The following is an 18,594-nucleotide window of genomic DNA, read 5'->3' on the forward strand; positions in this document are numbered from 1 at the left end:
ACCTCCGCCACGGATTGCAGCAGACAAAGCGGCCTGTAAAAAAGCCGTGTAGTGCCGACCTAAAATTGTCGATTATGGAAAAACAGCAAGTTACACGTCCACATGGTCGCGAATTGCGAAAGTCGGGCTAGTGCTCCGCCCTCCAAAAAAAAAAGGCAGGCCTGAGAAATCAGACCTGCCTTTTTTTCTGAATAATTAAAATACCTAGTCGCGGCTACCGCCAAAAAAGCGAAGCAACATAAGGAACAAATTAATAAAATCGAGATACAGAGCAAGAGCACCTATAATGGCACCTTTTTGTATGGCAGATTCTCCTTGTTCCATGATGCCCTGCTCGCCCATCGTTTTAATCTTTTGTACGTCATAGGCTGTCAATCCGACAAACACAAGCACACCGATAACGGAAATGGCCCAGTAGAGGCTCGAACTCTGCAAAAATATATTGACGACTGAAGCCAATATAATCCCAATCAACCCCATAAACATAAACGATCCCATACCGGAAAGATCCCGCTTGGTAACCATGCCGTAAACAGCCATAGCGCCAAACATACCAGCTGTAATAAGGAAGGTACTGCCGATGGAAGCCCTGGTGTAGGCGAGAAAAATGGTTGAAAGGGTGAGCCCGTTTAATACGGAATACCCTATAAAGAGCGCCGTAGCCGTTCCGGACTGAATTTTTTCAATTCTGGCAGAAAGGTAAAAAACCATTCCCAGCTCTGCAAGGATCAGCACAATAAAAAGCGGGCTGGCGGCAATGGTCAGAGCAAGCCCTGTCTGGGCTGTGAAATAGGCCAGAACCCCTGTCACAGCCAGCCCGATCGCCATCCAATTAAACACCTTGGCAAGAAAAACGGTTGAAGCTTCTTGCCTGGCCCGGGCCATGGTCATTGTATTATTCGTTTGCGTTTGCATGTATTCCAACTCCTTTGCTACTCAATTTACACAGTTTATTTACTTGTTAACATCAAGCTTTATCACCCAGCAGGGGCGATTACTAATATTCATCTGTTAGGGTAACCATTTTACGGTAGAAAACAATGCTATCCTCCTCGTTACAGGCATAGAGTTTATATACACATATCGTCTTACCTGCAGTATATCAATACGCGCCCTTACCGCTGAACATGCATTTGATGGTTTTGGCAATGATAACCAGATCAGTCCGCAGCGAATAGTTTAACACATACCAATCGTCGAGTTCCACCCGTTCTTGATAATTTTCAATATCACTGCGCTTCATAACCTGCCAGGGACCTGTAATGCCCGGTTTCATGGAACAGTAGCGACCGGCACTTTGTTCTCCATTGCCTTTGTAATATGCCTGCAGTTCCTTGCCGACTATTGGACGAGCACCAACCACACTCATTTCTCCCTTCAGCACGTTAAAAAACTGGGGCAATTCATCCAGACTTGTTCGCCGTAAAAATTTGCCGATCCGTGTGATTCGAGGATCATGCTTCAACTTATAATGCTGTTCCCATTCGGCCTTTGCAACGGGATCATCGGCCAAAAGACGTTCCAACTGTTGCTCTGCATCGGATACCATGGTTCTGAACTTTAAACAGGCAAAACTGCGCCCAGTCGCCATTATCCTTCGGTGTCGGTAAAAAACAGGCCCCCGACTGTCCAATTTGATCGCAACGGCCAATAAAAGAAACAAAGGACTGCCAATGATCAAAACCAGCGATGAAAAGATAACATCAAAAGTTCTTTTCCACTGTCTTTCAGGGTTGAAATTAAGAACAATCATTTCCCCTAAAGATTGAATCTCCGCATGATGCAATCCAAAAATATAGAGGTCAGGCACCAATAAAATCTGAGCCCCCAGATCGCGGCAATTTTGTAAAATATCAAATATCTTCTTTTCCGCTCTCATAGGGAGAGCGATATAGACATAATCCACATCATGCTCGACCAGAAAGGTCTCGACATCTCCTATTTTACCTAAAAGTGGTTTTTTCAGGGGAGCAAGGACTTCCTGTTTCTCTAGTTTATCATCAAAAAAGCCGATAATTTCAATACCTGCCCAGGGAATGTTTTCCAGATCTTTTGCCATCCGTATTCCCAAATCTCCGGCACCGACAATCACCGCATGGCGAATATTCTTCCCTTGTGTCCGGTAAAAACGAAGCAGTTTTCTGACCAAAAAATGGCTCAAAAAAATCAGGATCGGGGTGGAGAGACTCAGCAGGATGAAAACAGTTCTCGAATAGGCTATGGAGATTTTAAACATGAAAAAATAAAACAGGAGAAAGCCGATAACCGCACCCCATGCCTGTAAAATCACCATAAATTCACGGTAATATTTCCAACCTCGCCACGAACGATATAGCTGAAAGTAATGAAAGCTGAAAAATGAACTGAGAAAAAGCAGGATCTCCAGGTGGGTATAATAGGGTGACCAAGGCACATTATATATCCACACATAGAACCAAAGAAAAAAACAAACCAGCACGCAGTCAAAGATGTGCAGGAATCGATAAATCACAGAGCTGCGTTCACGCAGGTTCCAGGAAAGAATTGGTGACATGTATCAGTAGCAGATGGTTATTTCCACCAGCGATGGTGCATACTTAAGGTACGCGCCAAAGATCGCGGCAAAACTGAATATCTTCGGCCAAGCCCATATGCGAAATATTTCAAGATGTTACGCAGGAGACTTGGGAAAATGAGTATATATTTTTTTCGCTTGAAAAGAAAGGAAATCTCAGAAAGAACAAAGCGTTTACCCGCGCCTGTAGGGGAACCAAAATTGGACACTAACGTCTGCTCAAGGGTATGGAGCACCCCGATATCAAAATAACGTTTAACATCCTGTACAAAGGTATAATTGTGGGAGTGGTACACTTTGGCATCACTTACATATTGCACACAAAAACCATGTTGCAACAGCTTGGCAAGTGTACAGGTGTCCTCACCAAAAAGAACATTATCTGGGAAAAATCCAACTTCAGCCAAAACATCCTTTCGATAGGCTGCACAAGAGTTTGAAATAAAAATGGTTTTAAAACCATAGACTTTGCGGTCCTGCCAGCAACGGATATAGCCCTGTTCGGGATAATTATAAAAACGCAGATGCTTGCTTAGCGGTGTTGCATCAAAATGAGGCAATTGTCGAGCATAGGTCACGGCTATTGATTCATCCAGCAAAAGAGGGGCGACAAGCTTTTCAAGAGTAGATGCATCCGTTGGTACAGCATCCTGGGTCAAGTAAACGAGAATATCTCCTTGAGCGTGCATTGCTGCCATGTTTCGAGTGCCGCCATGGTCAAACTCTTTGTTGAGTATACTGATAAGCCGCACACCATGACGTTGACAAACAGATACGGTCTGGTCAGTAGAACCCGAATCGACGACAAGCACCTCGTGGATTGATAAAGATTGCGCATCCAGCATAGTGAGAACATCTTCAATCCAAGGTTCACCGTTAAAGGTGGGTATAATGACCGTAACCAAGCATTGCATTGTCAACTGATTAGCCATACAAATAAACTAAATCTTAAACACTCTAACCAAAAGCCACTTAAAGACTGCCCATACAACGTACACTGAAGGGTGTTTTTGATATAAAACAATTTCATTTCTGGCTGACATTTCTCTTAAAGAATAAGCAATATCAGCTCGTTTTTTACTCCATCCTCGACAATGGTAGACAACTAGACGAGGATCATAAAAGATTCCCCAACCATGTTTTCGTAAACGTAGACTCAGTTCAATATCTTCTTTGTATAAAAAAAAATCCGGATCAAAGATGCCGCCTTCAGGTAAAGCCGCCTCTAGCAACGCCTCTCTGCGACACACGAGAAACCCACCACAAGCGGCGGGGAGAAAGGTACTGTGATCATACTGTCCCGCATCTTGCTGACCGAGCCCTCTGTCATACCAACGACCATAAAATTTTCGAAATATACCAGTAGAGTCAATGCGCCCTGTCGGGAGATTTCGTTCTATGTCATATTGAAGTAATTTTGCTGTTAAGCATGCCACCTGAGGCATTTGCTGTAGACGCAATATTGCGTGTTCCAGGGTTTGCGGCTGCACAAAAAGATCAGGATTGATAAATGCAACGAACTTAGTTTCCAAAGGACATAAGGTAAATCCAATATTGTTAGCTGCGGAAAACCCTATGTTTGATGTCCGATAAAGAGTAACACGAACATTATCTGTATACTTATCCAGATACTTAGAACATAATGATCCTGAATCTACAATTATAATAGATAACGTGACACCTGTCTGCAGCAAAAGTCTATCGACACATTCATGAATAACTGCCTCTGAATTATGAGTTACAATTATTGCGGCGACTGCTTCCATACGCCAGCTCAAGTAAAAAAACGTTTATACAAATTGAAGCAGCCATTTCCTTTCCCCAATGCACGTCGCCGACGCATGATAGAATCAAGCACTTCAATTTCACTTGTTTTCAAAATCTTATCGAGATCACTTATAGGCTTTCGTAATTTTTCAGGGTAAAGCAACCTATGTTTGCGACGCATCGCGTGAGCACTTCTTACAGCCTGTACAACTCCATGTACATAAGGAATAAATTGTCTTTTTTTGACAACAAAACAAAACCACATGAACTGATATAAAAAAAGCTGTGAAAAATACTTGAAAAACAATGACAAAGGATAATTTTTCAGTAATACAAAAAATGTATTACGGGTTGAGAGACGAATCGTAAGTGCATTAATTTTTGAACCTGATGTAGCACTTCCGATGTGATAGACAGCAGCCGCAGGAACATACAAGCATTTCTGACCTTTAAAATTAGCCCGTAAATTAATGTCTACATCTTCCAAATAAGCAAAAAAATCATTATCAAAAAGGCCAATTGTATCAAAGAACTCTTTTCTATATAACGCTGCCCCTGCGCAGGCACCAAAAACGTGACGCATGGTACTGTAAATCGCAGCATCCGCTTCCATTGTTCCGAGTCTATAGCCTACACCACCTCGAAGAAAACCGTCTCCAGCACCATCTAGAATATCTCTATGAAAATAATTCAGCATTTTTGGAGAAAAGAAGGAATAGTCGCTATACTGTTCCGCGATGTTGATCAATTGCTCCAGACAATTTTCATCCAGCTCCGTATCATTATTGAGAAGAAAGACATAAGGGTAAACATTCTGACCTATACCTGCATTGACAGCAGCACTAAATCCTCTATTTTCTGCAAAGGAAATACTTCGAACCCAACTGTAATTATTGTTAAGTAGTTCTAGAGAATTATCCACAGAACCATTATCAACAACCGTAACAACAAAGTCTGAAAAGGTTTGCGATTGAAGGGAGTCAAGACAAGGGCCAAGAAATTTTTTTCCATTCCAATTGGGAATGACAATATTGACTAAAGCATCAGAAGAGGTCTTCACGAAACAAATACTCTACCCTTCAATTTTGCCAGAATTTTCATAAATATCCCGCACAAAATAAATCGGTTTCCGTTGAGATTCATGATAGGTACGTACAACTAACTCTGCCAAAAGCCCCATTGTAATAAATTGTACCCCCATAAAGATAAGTAATACAGCCATGAGCAGCAGCGGTCTATTCGCAAGACCGACCCCTAAAAACTGCCGTTGAATAATCATTACAAAGGCTATACAAAAGCCTAAGAAAGAGGAAGCCACACCTACTGTTCCAAAAACATGCAGTGGACGTGTCGCATAGCTCAGCAAAAATTTGACAGTCATAAGGTCAAGGACGACCCTTATGGTTCTAGTAATGCCATATTTAGATGTTCCAAACCGTCGTGCACGGTGGTTGACCTTCACTTCAGTAAAGGAGATGCCCATCCCGCTGGCAATTGCGGGGATAAAGCGGTGCATTTCACCATAAAGATTGAGATTACGAATAACAGTCTTCCGGAACGCTTTGAGCGTACACCCGTAATCATGCAAACTGACTCCGGTTACCCAGGAAATAATTTTATTGGCAATCTGGCTGGGAAGTTTTCGAGACAAAAACGGATCTTTTCTATCATATCGCCATCCGGTTACAACGTCAAACCCTTCCTTAAGCTTGTCAATCATCGTAGGGATATCATTGGGATCGTTTTGTAAATCACCATCCATTGTCACAATAATTTGTCCCGAAGCATTATCAAAACCTGCACTCATCGCTGCAGTTTGACCAAAATTCCGGCGGAGACTGACCACTTTAACTCTGGGATCTCCGACTTGTATCTGAACAAGAGACTTCAGGGTTGTATCTGTGGAGCCATCATCAATGAAAATAATTTCAGATTGGTAGTCCATTTTTGACAAAACACTGCTGACTTCGTCATAAAGTAAACCAACATTTTCTTCTTCGTTAAACAACGGGATAACAAGTGAGATATCCACTCCAACTCTCCATTCGTTTGTATGTAAACTTATTGTACCTACTCTGTTTATCTATCAATATAATTCAGCAATTATTGTGCAATATAGACATCAGGCCAACAATCATTTCCTGTGTGATGTGTAATTCGCTGAACAGACTCCCAGGGTGTTCCTATGACCCATAAAAAAATCTCATAGTCGGCCGAATCATGCTCATGCCCTCCCTTACTGGCACCAAAAACTAATACATCACCGTCATTGGATACTTTAGGGAAATATTCGTGACTGTAACTGCTTGGAGAGTCAAACCATTTCTTTATATCAAGGGTTACTGAATCTATAAAAAAAATTGCATTCTGCTGTTTACCACCGTGGTCAATTTTATAGAGATAATCCCCTGTCGGAGACCAGCTCAACTGACACCCCTGACCAAGCTTAGTAAGCTTTCCATCAGGACCCATTGTAACCACAGCCCGTTCGCTACCACGTAATGTCAGAGCAACCAGTTCATCATGCGGCTTAACTGAGGGAGTTTCCAACCGTACTGTTTCCGGCAACACACTATTTTCACCGGTCTGCAATACCACAGTTTCATGACCAGACGCAATATCCAGCTCAACTACCTTATACCCTTCCCTTAAAAAATATACTGCCTGCCCATCCTGAGACCAGGTAGGAAAGGTACCGTTTCGTGCAAGCAATGATTCCACCCCATCTACCAAATTCAACACATAAACATCCCAGGCATAATGGTTACGCTGCGATACCCATGGAACATTTGACCTTGCAAAAACTATTTTTTCACCGCCCGGTGATATTCGGGGAAAATACTCTGTATGTGCGTGAGAAGTAAGCTGTATTATTTGTTTATCCTGGAAAGAATATTTATAAATATCATGGTTCCCGTTCCTATTTGAACTCCACACAATGAATCCATGTGTTCTGTCGAGCACTTCTGCAACAGGCTCATCATTTTCACGTTCTACAATCTGTCCAGTATCGGGTGGTCGAATCGCCCCCAGCTTTTTTACCTTTCTCAGTTGTGGTACTAACAGCAATAAACCTGTCGCAAGGACAATCGCTGCAACAAGGGCAGCACGCTTAAAAAAACGATTTTCTAAAACCGAATCCGCCACAGCAATGCTGGTCGCTGTAAGAAAAAAAACAACTAGAGCAATACCGCCAAAAATATAATCGACTATTTGACTGACTATATGCAAGGCCAGCATCATAACAAGGGAAACAGATTTAGTTGCTCCAAGGGCAACCATTGCCAAGGTACCACCAGCCTCGTATGCCCCAAATCCCATAAAAACAGGAAGAGGCAATGAAGCACCCGCCTCTGCACTGATCAAAGCAATAACAGCTGCTGCAGGATCATTCTGCACCATCGGAAAACTCACTGCAACGCCAACGAACAAGGCGTATAAAGCAACATATTTGCCGACTCTTATACCAATTGATAAGATTAACAGGCGCCATCCAATCGCTGCTTTCTTTGCTTCTTCCAATGCGACAACGATTTTTTTTGCAAAAAGATTACACTTTTGTCCAATCCCCTTTTTAAAAAAAACATACTGACCAAGTCTATCAGTAATTAATCGAAGGGCAGGAAGAAAAAACATATAAAAACATATCAGAACTGCACACAACAGACACAGAATGGGCACAAGCCATAAAAAATTCCCAGTTCCAAGCATCTGTACAAGAATAAGACAAACAATGAGTAATGTTAAAGCGATAAGATCAAAAACAAAACTAATAATAAGTGAGGAAAAACAGGTCGGAGCTGCAACAGCATACCCTCTGTTTAACATCGCGACATAACTTAGCTCACCAAGTCTAGCAGGCAGCATATCTACAAACATGTTCCTTGATGCTGTCACCAGAAAAAAATGAAAAAATGAGGGAACGTGTGTTTCGGAAGCAGCCACAATAACTCGATACCTGTAGGCTCTCAAGCTTGTACGAAAGATCGAAGCGGCAATATACAAAGCAACACAGCTAAAAGGTACTGCAGCAATAACAGCTAAAAGTTTTGGTAAAAATGAGAGAGATATAGAGGACAGACTGCCTTGAATAAGGATAGCCAGAAGCACCGCTGAAACTCCCATGGACAAAGCAACACGGTAAAAATACTTATAATAATCACCTCGCAATGTTATCACCCCTCTCGCTCAGCCGCGATATACAAAAAAAAACAATCACAATCACTGTTGCATTTCTCCATTGGTCCCATTGTGCGAGGCCCAAAGACGAAAAAGGAGAAAAAATCCACCAACAAGGGCATACAACAAGGTCATAAACAGAAAAAGTAATGCAAGCGACCGAGTCTCCACTTCAGACATACCGGCAAAACTAAAGAAAAATACATACCCTATGTCTCGAATTCCCAAACCATATATTGATATCGGCAGAGCCTCCATAAGAGTAATTAACGGAATAAATGCCGAAAAATAAACGAACGGTACAGTCGCTCCTAACGCTTTCGCCATAAGGTAAACAGCAACGATAAGCAAAAATTGGAAGGCAAAAGAAATGAGCATTACCTTCAATACGACCCTTGATTGAGATCGATACTTGGCAAAAGTTACCAGCACCTTCTCACTGGTATTGGCAATAAAAGCTACTCTTTCAAGCCTTGTCAAGGATAGTAGAAACCGTATGGGCTTCTCCGTCCATATCATATACAGGAAAGAAATAAGAAGTATAAAAATAGAGGCTGGCAGCAAAATGAGAGCAGCATTGTCGAGTTTACCGGCCACAAACACAGAAGAAATAAGACTCAGCGAGACAAGTGCTACAAAACCGGTCAATCGATCGGCAAATACTGAAATTACAGACCTAAGTCTCTCTTTGCTTTTTTTCGCGACATCATACATGCGATATGAATCACCGCCTATATTAGAGGGAAGAAAAACATTAAAAAAACCACCAATTAAATAACTCACGACCAATTTTAACAGTGGAATATTGATATTATCACTGCAGAGGAAAATGCGCCATTTCCAGGCACTGAGTGATGTATTGATAACAAAAATTAAAAAAACAAAGGCCAATAAAGTATAATCACACCCAGCAAAAGCCTTTTGAATTTCATCAAGTGGTGTCCTTCTATATAAAACAAAAATAAGCCCACCACTGACAGCAAGCTTAACAATTAATAAAATTATATTTCTAACTTTCATGAATGACGGTTGGAAGAATCCTCGTCTCTTCTATTTTTAACAACTCTGGCAGGAACTCCAACACAAACGCTGAATTCAGGAACTGACCTGGTCATAACTGCACCTGCAGCTACCACTGCCCCTTGCCCAATCCTAACACCGCCGACGACAGTAACCTTTCCACCCAACCAAACATTTTCTTTGATCATAACCCCACCATCATCAGCAATAGGTTGCTCTCTGGTAAGGGTATCAATCGATCCAAGAGTATAATTACCTCCCCCAACGATGAAACAGGCCTGACCTATGATTGTATCATCTCCTATAACCACCGGGCAAGAGTGGGTTGATTGAATGATCGTCTGGGCATTTACGCCCACATTATTGCCGATACTTATCGATCCATCCTTACATGAAAGCATAACGTTATTGGATAAAATAACATTATTGCCGATGGTTATGGCAAACTCTTCCTTATCGCTCCGGCCATCAAGAATACAGCCCTCACTTATCACCACAGAGGTGCCCAAACGAATACTTCCGGGGCGACGCAGTATTACTCCCTGGGCAAACACAGTATTCTTACCGCAGCAAGCAAAAAGTCGGGGCCAGAATATTTTACGAGCAGCAAGCCCAATGGCTCCAGGTATAATGCTCAAAAAGCAGCACCACTCAAAATACAGAAAATCAAACAATGACAATGAGCCGACAATAACCTCTTGGTATTTTTTCAAGGCCCCTTTTTTTCTGGTAATTGCAGTATGCGTCTTTTGCATATGGTGTAATGCCCCTTGACTAAAAAAAACTTAATTAATCGATGATGTAAAAAACAGGTAAAGATCTATTCTTCGACAGGACAAATGTATTGTGAATATGGGAAATCTTGATTTAAATCATCTATTTGCAATTCACACCTATCAGCACCATGGTATCCGACATAAACACGGGCAGCCAAAAGTGGATAGGGGTGGTTAGCAACAGTTAAACACACTTGCTGTTTTTTCTCCTTCAGCTGCAAGGATTCAACAAAGGATACGGCCTTGGTAAACTCATAAACATCCGGGACAGGCTCGACCCACCCTCGCTTAGGATATTTCAAGTTATCTCTTAACACAATGCCCGAAAATAAAACTAAAAAGATGGATAAAACCACTACACGATATTGGTTTCCCGCAGCAGTGATGAGTTTGTCACTGGTAAAGAGAAGAAAAACGAGCCAGAAAAAAACAGAAACGACACGATGGCAATCACTTGTATACAAATACAAAGGAAATTTGATACTCAAAAAAAACAGGCTTAATGATATTGTAATCGCCGCAAAAAGAACCACAGACGCCTTTATAAAAAAAGCCTGATGTCTGAAAAAGTAAAACAATAATAGTATAATAGCTAAGACTATCAACCCTGCATACAAGGGTACATAATCAAACAACTGAAGAAAAACTACCTTTTCCAACAGCACCTGAAAGTATCTTTTTATCACCCAAGGTTGGGTAAAATGCGACAATCGAATAGTACTGCCACTGACAGTCAATAAATATATCAGAGTGGAGCAGCACCCTAATAAGATAACCTGTACTTTAGCCTTATCATGAAAAAAGAAAATATAGAGAGTGGCTACAGGTAAAAACAAAACGGAATATGGGCCGCTCCAAGGCAGAACAGCAAAGAAAAACGCCTGTACAAAGTAACCTATCGCGGACCTTGGAGGAGGAAAAAAAAGAAGGATAATTAGAGCTAAAACCCCGGTATACATGACGTAAATTAGGGTTACGTGATAGTAAACGTGGTTAAGGCCAGTAAGTCCAAGGATTAACGGGCCCATAACCAGAAGTGCCTTGCTGCGAATAAAGCCGGTAAAAAAAATCAAGGTCGCGGTAATGGCTGCACATATATTGCCAATCCACAGATAAGCTACAGGCTGTATTCGTACATCTAAGAATGCAACAGACCAGGCAAAAAAATCGATTACCGAGGTGAGGTAGGGCTGGCCTGTATGGCTAGAAAAAATACTCTTTAAAGGTCTGTCATGTCCGTAGTAATACCCAAACAGAAGAGCATCTTCCATGTGCAGACCAGGAACTGACAAGGTTGCCCATGAGCGCAGAAAATTAAAAACAATTAAAAGGATGATCCCAAAAGAGGGCCATATCCATTGAGGGTACGCCTTATTCCGCATAGAAAGAGTTGACTGGGGTTTAAGGTAATTAAAAATCATCGGGCATCGGCCTTCAGAGCCAGAGAACCCCTGATGTATATCTACGCCGTCCCCAAGCTATCCTGCCGGCCTATTAACCCAATACGAAAAGAGGAAACCTCTTACAACTAAAAACCGAGCTAACTCACTTTAGCAATCCGCATCCTCCGATATAACAATCGTGCGAAGAATATAGAGATAGCAAACGATCCAGTCAACACAAACATACCGAACAAGCTAGTCATTTGGACCATCGCCACCATACAGTAACTCAATCCAACAAGCGGATACAATAAAACACGGACAACAAATCGCATCCAAGCATGTTCGTGAATGGTGTCTGCAATCGGTGGAGAGTATTTATAGTACGCTTGAACAAATTCCTTACCAAGCCATGTTTTTAACAAAATTTGATCACGAAACCGTTTAAGCTCTACAACATGGGATTCAAGTGGTGATCCAAAGGCTGCTGTGGCTATAAAACAACCACCACCTCCACTATCGCCGCCACTGCTAGATCCGCTACCACTTCCCGTACCCTGACAAATGGGTAGCGCTCCATAGAATAAATTTGCTAAAACCTGTGCACCTTCCTCATTTGGATGGACACCATCAACGGTCAAAGAAGCCCAATTAGGGAAGACATTGTTATATGAATCGACAAAAGTGACTCCCTTTTCAGTCGCTAACGTGCTAATTTTATTGTTATAATTTGGAATAGCCAGCCCCTGACCTTCATTACGCGTATTAGGTGTAATATTTGACAAGATAGGAACAGCGTTATAAGCCCTTACTTTATCAATCATACTCGCTAGGTTAAATTTAACCGTTGAAGAGCTTTCTTCCCAAAAGGAATCATTTGATCCTTCCATAATGATTACATAGTTCGGTTGGTATGCTTCTAGCACCTCCTGTATTCGGTTGACACCACCACTGGTTCGCTCCCCTATAACACCTTGATTAACGACAGAAGCACAACTGCCTACCGCATCCTGCAGATACGTAGAATAGGGAGTAACCCCTTTTCCTTCAGTGATAGAATCACCAAACGCGACAATGACCTCTGCAGCATCTGTAACACTGATCAATCCCACAAGGCTGACAAATACAATAGATATTATGGCGCCAACACATTTCACATTCATTATCAAATTCCCAGAAAATATAGCTGTAAACCCCTCAGCCTAATCATTCATAAGTACGAATACATATCTGACTGTCCGTGTTAATAAAATCAGGTAATGGTACGGGTGAATTCTCTTCTGTTATTTCTTCAGGATCTGCAACCTCAGCACTAATATCAATCTCTTCACTCCACTTCCCATTACTCCATGTTGACTGCAGATTCGAGTAAGCATCACCTCGAAATCCCTTCCAACTCACCACAGGGTTTCCTTGATCATTTATAACAACAAAAGGTGTAATATCAGGAACCGCATTATTTGCATGCAAAAGTTGAGGGGTCTGCTTTTCCTCCTTTGTATTTAAACGTAGGAAATAGATATCATCGTCATCGTCGTCATCAACATGTCCTGCAAAGACACACCATATACTACCATTTTTGTCCACAACCACACTCGGTGTTATCGAAGACGTAAAAGAAGGTGCAAGAGGCTTTGTCTCAGACCACTCTTGACCGTTATATACAGCATATTTAACAGTGGTCCCGTCCTCATCGATTGCACTCCAGAAGAGATATTTATTTTCATTCTGGTCTATGTCGATAGCGGGATGAACATTACTGGCATTATCGTTGGTTACCTGCTCTGGTTCTGACCATGTAAGACCATTGTAGGTAGATGTAAAAATCTCGTTGCGCATACCATCTGATGCAGAAAAAGCTATTTCAGCTTTTAGAGCAGCAGTCTTATTACCTTGGGCTGTTGCCACCAATAAAAGCATCAGCAATGCGTGCACGACTGTATACCCTAAAAATTTAATAGTGCGATTTTTCATAACTTCGTTTCTCCAACCACAAACAGTAGCGATGATAGACTGCTAGTCTTCAAATGATACCAAAGCAACATTTTTCAATCCCCAGTAACCCTACAAAGACAAAATTATAAACAGAAAGTCCATACATACCCAAAAGCAGAAAAATAAAAACCGGGTTAACCAGATAACGTCTTGTATGTATCAATAAAACACCTAGCATGCCGACAATCGGCAGAAAATAGCGCCCTTGAGCTTGAAAGTCAACAGTCCAGGCATGGTAAAATGCAATTACGATTAATCCTAATGAAACCGATAAGGTGATAGATAAGAGAGAGATACCTTCTATATTTCCCTTATAAAAAATGACCACCATCACCGTTGCCAACAATAACAGTCCTAAAATGCGGACTAAATCATAATAGGCAAAAGATGCTGAAATAGAAGTATAACCATAGACTCCAAATGAAGTCCTAAAGGACTTCTCTCCCCAACGATCCAAATCTATGAAATGAGAAAGTGTCGTCCCCCTTTCCTTCATTTGCAGATAGATATGTTTTTCGTGTAGAGGAGTACTAGGTTTATACATTTCAAGTGCAATATTTTCTCTGGCCTCAAGAAGTTTATCAGCTTTAGCGAAATCGTTAATTTTATAGTCGACATATCGAACACCTGAAAAAATTGAAATACCAACTGCTAGCACACACAACAGTTTCAACAAGTAACTCCAACTCAATATCGATTTTTTGAAGTACACTCTCCATAAAAAGTAAAAAAATATAAAAACATAATAGAAATAGAAGTTTTTCTTCAAGAGCAACAAGAGTGATAACAGAACACCACATACAACAAAAACCAATATTGATTTCCAATTAATTTTACTTGAGCAAAGGGTTTTATTCAGCATTGATTGGTCAGATGAAAGCTGGTAGCCTGATAGAATAACAACAAACAAAGCGAATGCATCGGAATTGAAATAACTAAAAACGTACCAAATCTGAGGCGAAACAAGTAAAGGGATAAGCAAAACTCGAAAATCATATCTAGATATAGATAATAGAATCAAACTAAGTAAAAGAAACACATTGAACATCCTCAATGAAAAATAACTTGAAAGATGAAAATTTTCGAGTATCTTCCCAAACTTTCCGGCAAATAAATACACGATTTCTCCAGAATGAAGACGTGAAACACCATAATTGCTGTATGTATGTGAAATGTCTGGATCACCTATTGCAGGCGGAATATTATGGTCATAATAATATTCACCAGCATATATGTGCACAAATTCGTCGGGATGACGATTAGGCTTACTGATACTCGCCATTACAAAAACCAAGGCCAATACGAAAACTAAAAAATACGTCACATATTGGTCCGTTGTGGTTAGTTCTTTTGCAAAATAAGCAATACCAATAATAATTAAAGTAAGAGAGAGTATTACAAATAGTTCAGCCCAAGCTTTCCCCTGTTTATTTAAATCAGAGATATTGAAAACCAATTGAGGATCATCGGTAGATGGGACAACAGTAAGACCGTTTTCATCAATAGTTGAATTTTCGATACCTGCCACAGGGGCTAATTTTTGAAAGTCTTCCTTCTTTTGGAAGAGTATACTATCATATCCCGTTTGGCTTATCTTGATGGATTGCAATTGCACAGTTGCAGGCCGCTCTGAAGTATCAAATCGTAATTGCTTAATTGATCCAAGATCGCCGATTTTAAAGCTATATTTAGAGACACTGGGATACAGATTAATTTTACCAACATGGCGCTCCGACCACTGTCCAGCAGATTTGGCCCAATAAACTTTAAATATCGTAGCGTTATCAGTCTGAACCTCAAGTTCAACATACCCTCGCTGGCTAACCAAAAAATAGTACAACAAGGCTACTGCGACACAGAGGACGACAACACCGCCATAATAGCGTGTCGTTCTGCTGTTTTGAATTAACGAATCCATAAAGGCATGCCCCTTTTGTAAAAATACATTAAAAGAGAATCAAATATGAGTTCTCCTCATGTAGAATTCAACGATACACTTTTACTAACACTTCAAAATGTCCGTTCTAAAAAAACCATTTGATTACTGCACCTCCTGGCGAGTTCCCTATGAACAATTGAGGAGCACTACCTCACCCAGCGCCTGGATCTATGTCGCTGCTATCTTACTCTATGTCAGTGCCCTGTTTCTCAGATCCTCTGATAATTTACTGCACCCAGGACTTTATATGGAAGATGCAGTCCACTATTTCAATGCCTACTACGGAGGGAAACGATATTTTTCTACAATTTTCCAGCACCCTAACGGCTATTACAATGTACTCAACAATTTCGTTGCATGGCTGAGCTCAAAACAAGACGTACGATACCAACCTCTTCTTTACCATTTGTTTTCACTGACCACTGGAATTACAGTTGCAAGTTGCCTGCTTTTTAGCAGACTGATCAAGACACCTGCCATCCTCTTCGTAATGCCTTTGACTCTTGGCCTGTCAGGGATGAATCATATTTATTACCACGTATCACTTACCTTCCAAATGTACAACGTGGTTATTTTGTTATTAGCCTTATTGTTTTTTCCACCACCGAAAACATGGGCCGGCTGTTTTACGTTGAGCCTATTGGCAGCACTTTTAATCTGGTCAGGTCCCTACTCAGTGGTAGCATTACCCATATCACTGCTACTCATCACCTTTTTTAAGGATTGCAAAAAAAATGTTTTTCTCTCAATCGTAATAATTACTACTCTTTTCTATCTTTTGTCTGTTGAAGGAGGCATGTTACGACTTGGAAATATTTTTGACCCTTGGCTTCGCCACACACTGTATACTGTTCTTTTCCAAAAGATATTTTTTCTTGATTTACTGGGCAGTCTTAATCTTTTCAAAGTATTCTTTTTTCTAACGGCTTACCTGTTCGTCCATTTTTACCTAAGAAAAGACTATTTTTTTTTAAAGATGAGCCTTATTCTGTTGGCTCTAATTCTAGCATCACTGGCTCCTCTATTTCTTAGTAAAAAGATACTTTTATATCGCACGTACTTTCCTTGTCATATTTATATCGGACAGTTTTTCTGGCTATTTTTTATTTTATTCTCACTAGATCGAATTGCGCTAAATAGAAATTTATTCACCAGCAAAATGAGTTGGTTAGTAATAGTTTTATTTTTTTCAGCAGTGACACTTTACGATCAGAAACTTCACCCCGAGAAAGGGTACAGAAAAATAATGGTAACAATACCAGGATTTTTAGATGCTATTTACCAGGCAGAACAGCTTAATCTCGGCAAAGAAAACACCTATGTCGTTATAAAAACGGACAATATTGTACCAGGTACCCTGCACCCAATGGTCAGGGTTGGAAGTCTACGTCACGATGCGGTTCGACTAGGTAGAAAAGATATACCCTTTCAACACGGCAAGGAGTTTATCATTAAATAATTCAAGTATTGCATTCCTCGCAATCAATGTCGTCTTTCTTTGTACTGGACACATGAACGGCCTTATCAAGAAGATATGGTAAGGAAGGTAGAGGCTGTACTATTAATAAAAATTGATATGCAAATAATGCGGCCCAGACCTTAGCAAGAAAAGTATGCGTATTTTTACATACAGCGGCAAAAGTCTTCCAAGAGCAAAAACGATTATATGGTAAAGGCATGCCCTGTATTGAGCAAATAGAAAACCCGTTCTGGACAAAAAGTTTACGCAAGGAGCGCAAAGTAAAGAGCCTTTTTTGTTTAAAATTAACCAGCCCTTTCCTTGTATAAGAAAAGCGACCAAGGAGCAACAATACCCTGGTAAGAATAAAGGCGATATTTCCTGCGTGAAAAATAATTTTTATTTGCGGAGTATGGCTGCATATCTTAAGGAGATAGCTTACCATTTCCTCCGGATGTAAAGATAGAGCAACTTCATCCGCTACAAAAAGATAATCATACCCCGACACATTGACTTCTTCATCGTTCAAAATCACATCGGCCGACACCACCACAATATCATGCCCCTCTGCCCTCAAGGTTTCCTCAAAAATGGGATCAATCTCTCCTAATACAAGAAGAGAAGCCTTAGGGGCTAGACTTTCAACAACAGCTGCCTCTAAATATTCGAGTGTTGTTCTCGGCTCATCTTCTTTTGCCCTGCAATCAAATTTTCTATCATAAAATATATGATATTTTTGGACCCTGGACTGCATTGTTGCTAGGCAAACATTTGCGGCATACTGCAAGCCATTGACATGACAAATTTCATCCCCATAAAAAGTAGGAATGGGAAGTTCTTTAATCCGGTGCCCCGCTCTCAGGAACTGAATGATTATTTCAGTGTCAAAATGGAAATCATTGGAATTCAAAGAAAAAGGTACCTTAGCGAGTGCTTCTACGGCGTAAAGACGATACCCGCTATGAAACTCACTTAAGTCCGATTGTAGAAGGGTATTCTGAAATTTGGTTAAAATTTTATTGCCAACATACTTATAAAACGGCATTCCCCCACGAAGTGCAGAGCGATTTTCAAGCATCCTTGACCCAAAAACCGCTTCAGCCTTTCCAGCTGCCAACGGCTCGATAAGCTGAGGCAGGCATTCCGGAGCATATTGACCGTCACCATGAACAAGAGCAACCCAATCAAATCCATTTTCCAGGGCATAATAAAAACCAATTTTCTGATTTCCACCATACCCTTGATTGACCGGGTTAAAAAGTACTGTCATTTCATAGGGGGCAATACCTGCCCGTCGGGCCAGTTCGCTTCGAACAAAGGTATTGTCTTGTGAAGAGTCGTCAATAATCAAAATTTCTACATCAAACTGATCGCCAAGCTGTTGCGGAATCCTTTGCACAACGCTTTCAATGGTAAGCTCAGCATTGTAGGCGACTATAAAAATAAGCAAACGCCCCTTTGGATTTAAATTCCTCTGGCTTACCACTTCCCCCCCCATATTACTCTTCATTGTCGCCTTGTTT

At 40.9% G+C, this 18,594-nt stretch carries 15 protein-coding genes; 1 reads left to right on the top strand and 14 read right to left on the bottom strand.

Going from position 1 to position 18,594, the window contains the following annotated elements:
- Nucleotides 1-204: 204 nt before the first annotated feature.
- The 13 genes from JWH17_RS11180 to JWH17_RS11240 form a co-directional block, all read right to left on the bottom strand.
- On the bottom strand, nt 205-915 hold the full coding sequence (locus JWH17_RS11180) for a Bax inhibitor-1/YccA family protein (protein WP_205222706.1): 711 nt from the start codon (nt 913-915) through the stop codon (nt 205-207).
- A 187-nt stretch (nt 916-1,102) separates the two neighbouring features.
- Nucleotides 1,103-2,533 carry a sugar transferase gene (locus JWH17_RS11185; RefSeq protein ID WP_205222707.1) on the bottom strand — a complete coding sequence of 477 codons (1,431 nt, stop codon included), beginning with the start codon at nt 2,531-2,533 and terminating at the stop codon, nt 1,103-1,105.
- Nucleotides 2,534-2,550: 17 nt separating this feature from the next.
- Entirely contained in the window at nt 2,551-3,468 is a 918-nt protein-coding gene (locus JWH17_RS11190; protein WP_205222708.1) for a glycosyltransferase family 2 protein, read from the bottom strand.
- 27 nt (nt 3,469-3,495) lie between these two features.
- On the bottom strand, nt 3,496-4,320 hold the full coding sequence (locus tag JWH17_RS11195; protein WP_205222709.1) for a glycosyltransferase family 2 protein: 825 nt from the start codon (nt 4,318-4,320) through the stop codon (nt 3,496-3,498).
- A gap of 8 nt (nt 4,321-4,328) precedes the next feature.
- Nucleotides 4,329-5,381 carry a glycosyltransferase family 2 protein gene (locus tag JWH17_RS11200; RefSeq protein ID WP_205222710.1) on the bottom strand — a complete coding sequence of 351 codons (1,053 nt, stop codon included), beginning with the start codon at nt 5,379-5,381 and terminating at the stop codon, nt 4,329-4,331.
- Nucleotides 5,382-5,393: 12 nt separating this feature from the next.
- Nucleotides 5,394-6,353 carry a glycosyltransferase family 2 protein gene (locus JWH17_RS11205; RefSeq protein ID WP_205222711.1) on the bottom strand — a complete coding sequence of 320 codons (960 nt, stop codon included), beginning with the start codon at nt 6,351-6,353 and terminating at the stop codon, nt 5,394-5,396.
- 71 nt (nt 6,354-6,424) lie between these two features.
- A complete protein-coding gene (locus JWH17_RS11210) occupies nt 6,425-8,500 on the bottom strand; it encodes a lysylphosphatidylglycerol synthase domain-containing protein (RefSeq protein WP_205222712.1) in 2,076 nt (691 codons plus the stop codon).
- Nucleotides 8,501-8,542: 42 nt separating this feature from the next.
- Nucleotides 8,543-9,520 carry a lysylphosphatidylglycerol synthase transmembrane domain-containing protein gene (locus JWH17_RS11215; RefSeq protein WP_205222713.1) on the bottom strand — a complete coding sequence of 326 codons (978 nt, stop codon included), beginning with the start codon at nt 9,518-9,520 and terminating at the stop codon, nt 8,543-8,545.
- Nucleotides 9,517-10,275, bottom strand: a complete 759-nt coding sequence (locus JWH17_RS11220; RefSeq protein WP_205222714.1) for an acyltransferase — start codon at nt 10,273-10,275, stop codon at nt 9,517-9,519. Before JWH17_RS11220 ends, JWH17_RS11215 begins: the two co-directional genes overlap by 4 nt.
- Nucleotides 10,276-10,340: 65 nt before the next feature.
- A complete protein-coding gene (locus tag JWH17_RS11225; protein WP_205222715.1) occupies nt 10,341-11,369 on the bottom strand; it encodes a hypothetical protein in 1,029 nt (342 codons plus the stop codon).
- A 467-nt stretch (nt 11,370-11,836) separates the two neighbouring features.
- Nucleotides 11,837-12,841: an SGNH/GDSL hydrolase family protein gene (locus JWH17_RS11230; RefSeq protein ID WP_205222716.1), complete on the bottom strand. Its 1,005-nt coding sequence runs from the start codon at nt 12,839-12,841 to the stop codon at nt 11,837-11,839.
- Between the two features lie 43 nt (nt 12,842-12,884).
- Nucleotides 12,885-13,652, bottom strand: coding sequence for a sialidase family protein (locus JWH17_RS11235; protein ID WP_205222717.1), 768 nt, complete (start codon nt 13,650-13,652; stop codon nt 12,885-12,887).
- Nucleotides 13,653-13,701: 49 nt separating this feature from the next.
- Complete coding sequence (locus tag JWH17_RS11240) at nt 13,702-15,591, bottom strand: hypothetical protein (protein ID WP_205222718.1); 1,890 nt, start codon at nt 15,589-15,591, stop codon at nt 13,702-13,704.
- Nucleotides 15,592-16,858: 1,267 nt separating this feature from the next.
- On the opposite strand from JWH17_RS11240, the gene JWH17_RS11245 reads away from it, so the two are divergent.
- Nucleotides 16,859-17,071: a hypothetical protein gene (locus tag JWH17_RS11245; protein WP_205222719.1), complete on the top strand. Its 213-nt coding sequence runs from the start codon at nt 16,859-16,861 to the stop codon at nt 17,069-17,071.
- A 1-nt stretch (nt 17,072) separates the two neighbouring features.
- On the opposite strand, the gene JWH17_RS11250 is transcribed toward JWH17_RS11245, so the two are convergent.
- Nucleotides 17,073-18,581 carry a glycosyltransferase family 2 protein gene (locus JWH17_RS11250; RefSeq protein WP_205222720.1) on the bottom strand — a complete coding sequence of 503 codons (1,509 nt, stop codon included), beginning with the start codon at nt 18,579-18,581 and terminating at the stop codon, nt 17,073-17,075.
- Nucleotides 18,582-18,594: the final 13 nt, after the last annotated feature.

This window comes from Desulfogranum marinum (assembly GCF_016918565.1).
GTDB classification, from domain to species: Bacteria; Desulfobacterota; Desulfobulbia; order Desulfobulbales; family Desulfobulbaceae; genus Desulfogranum; species Desulfogranum marinum.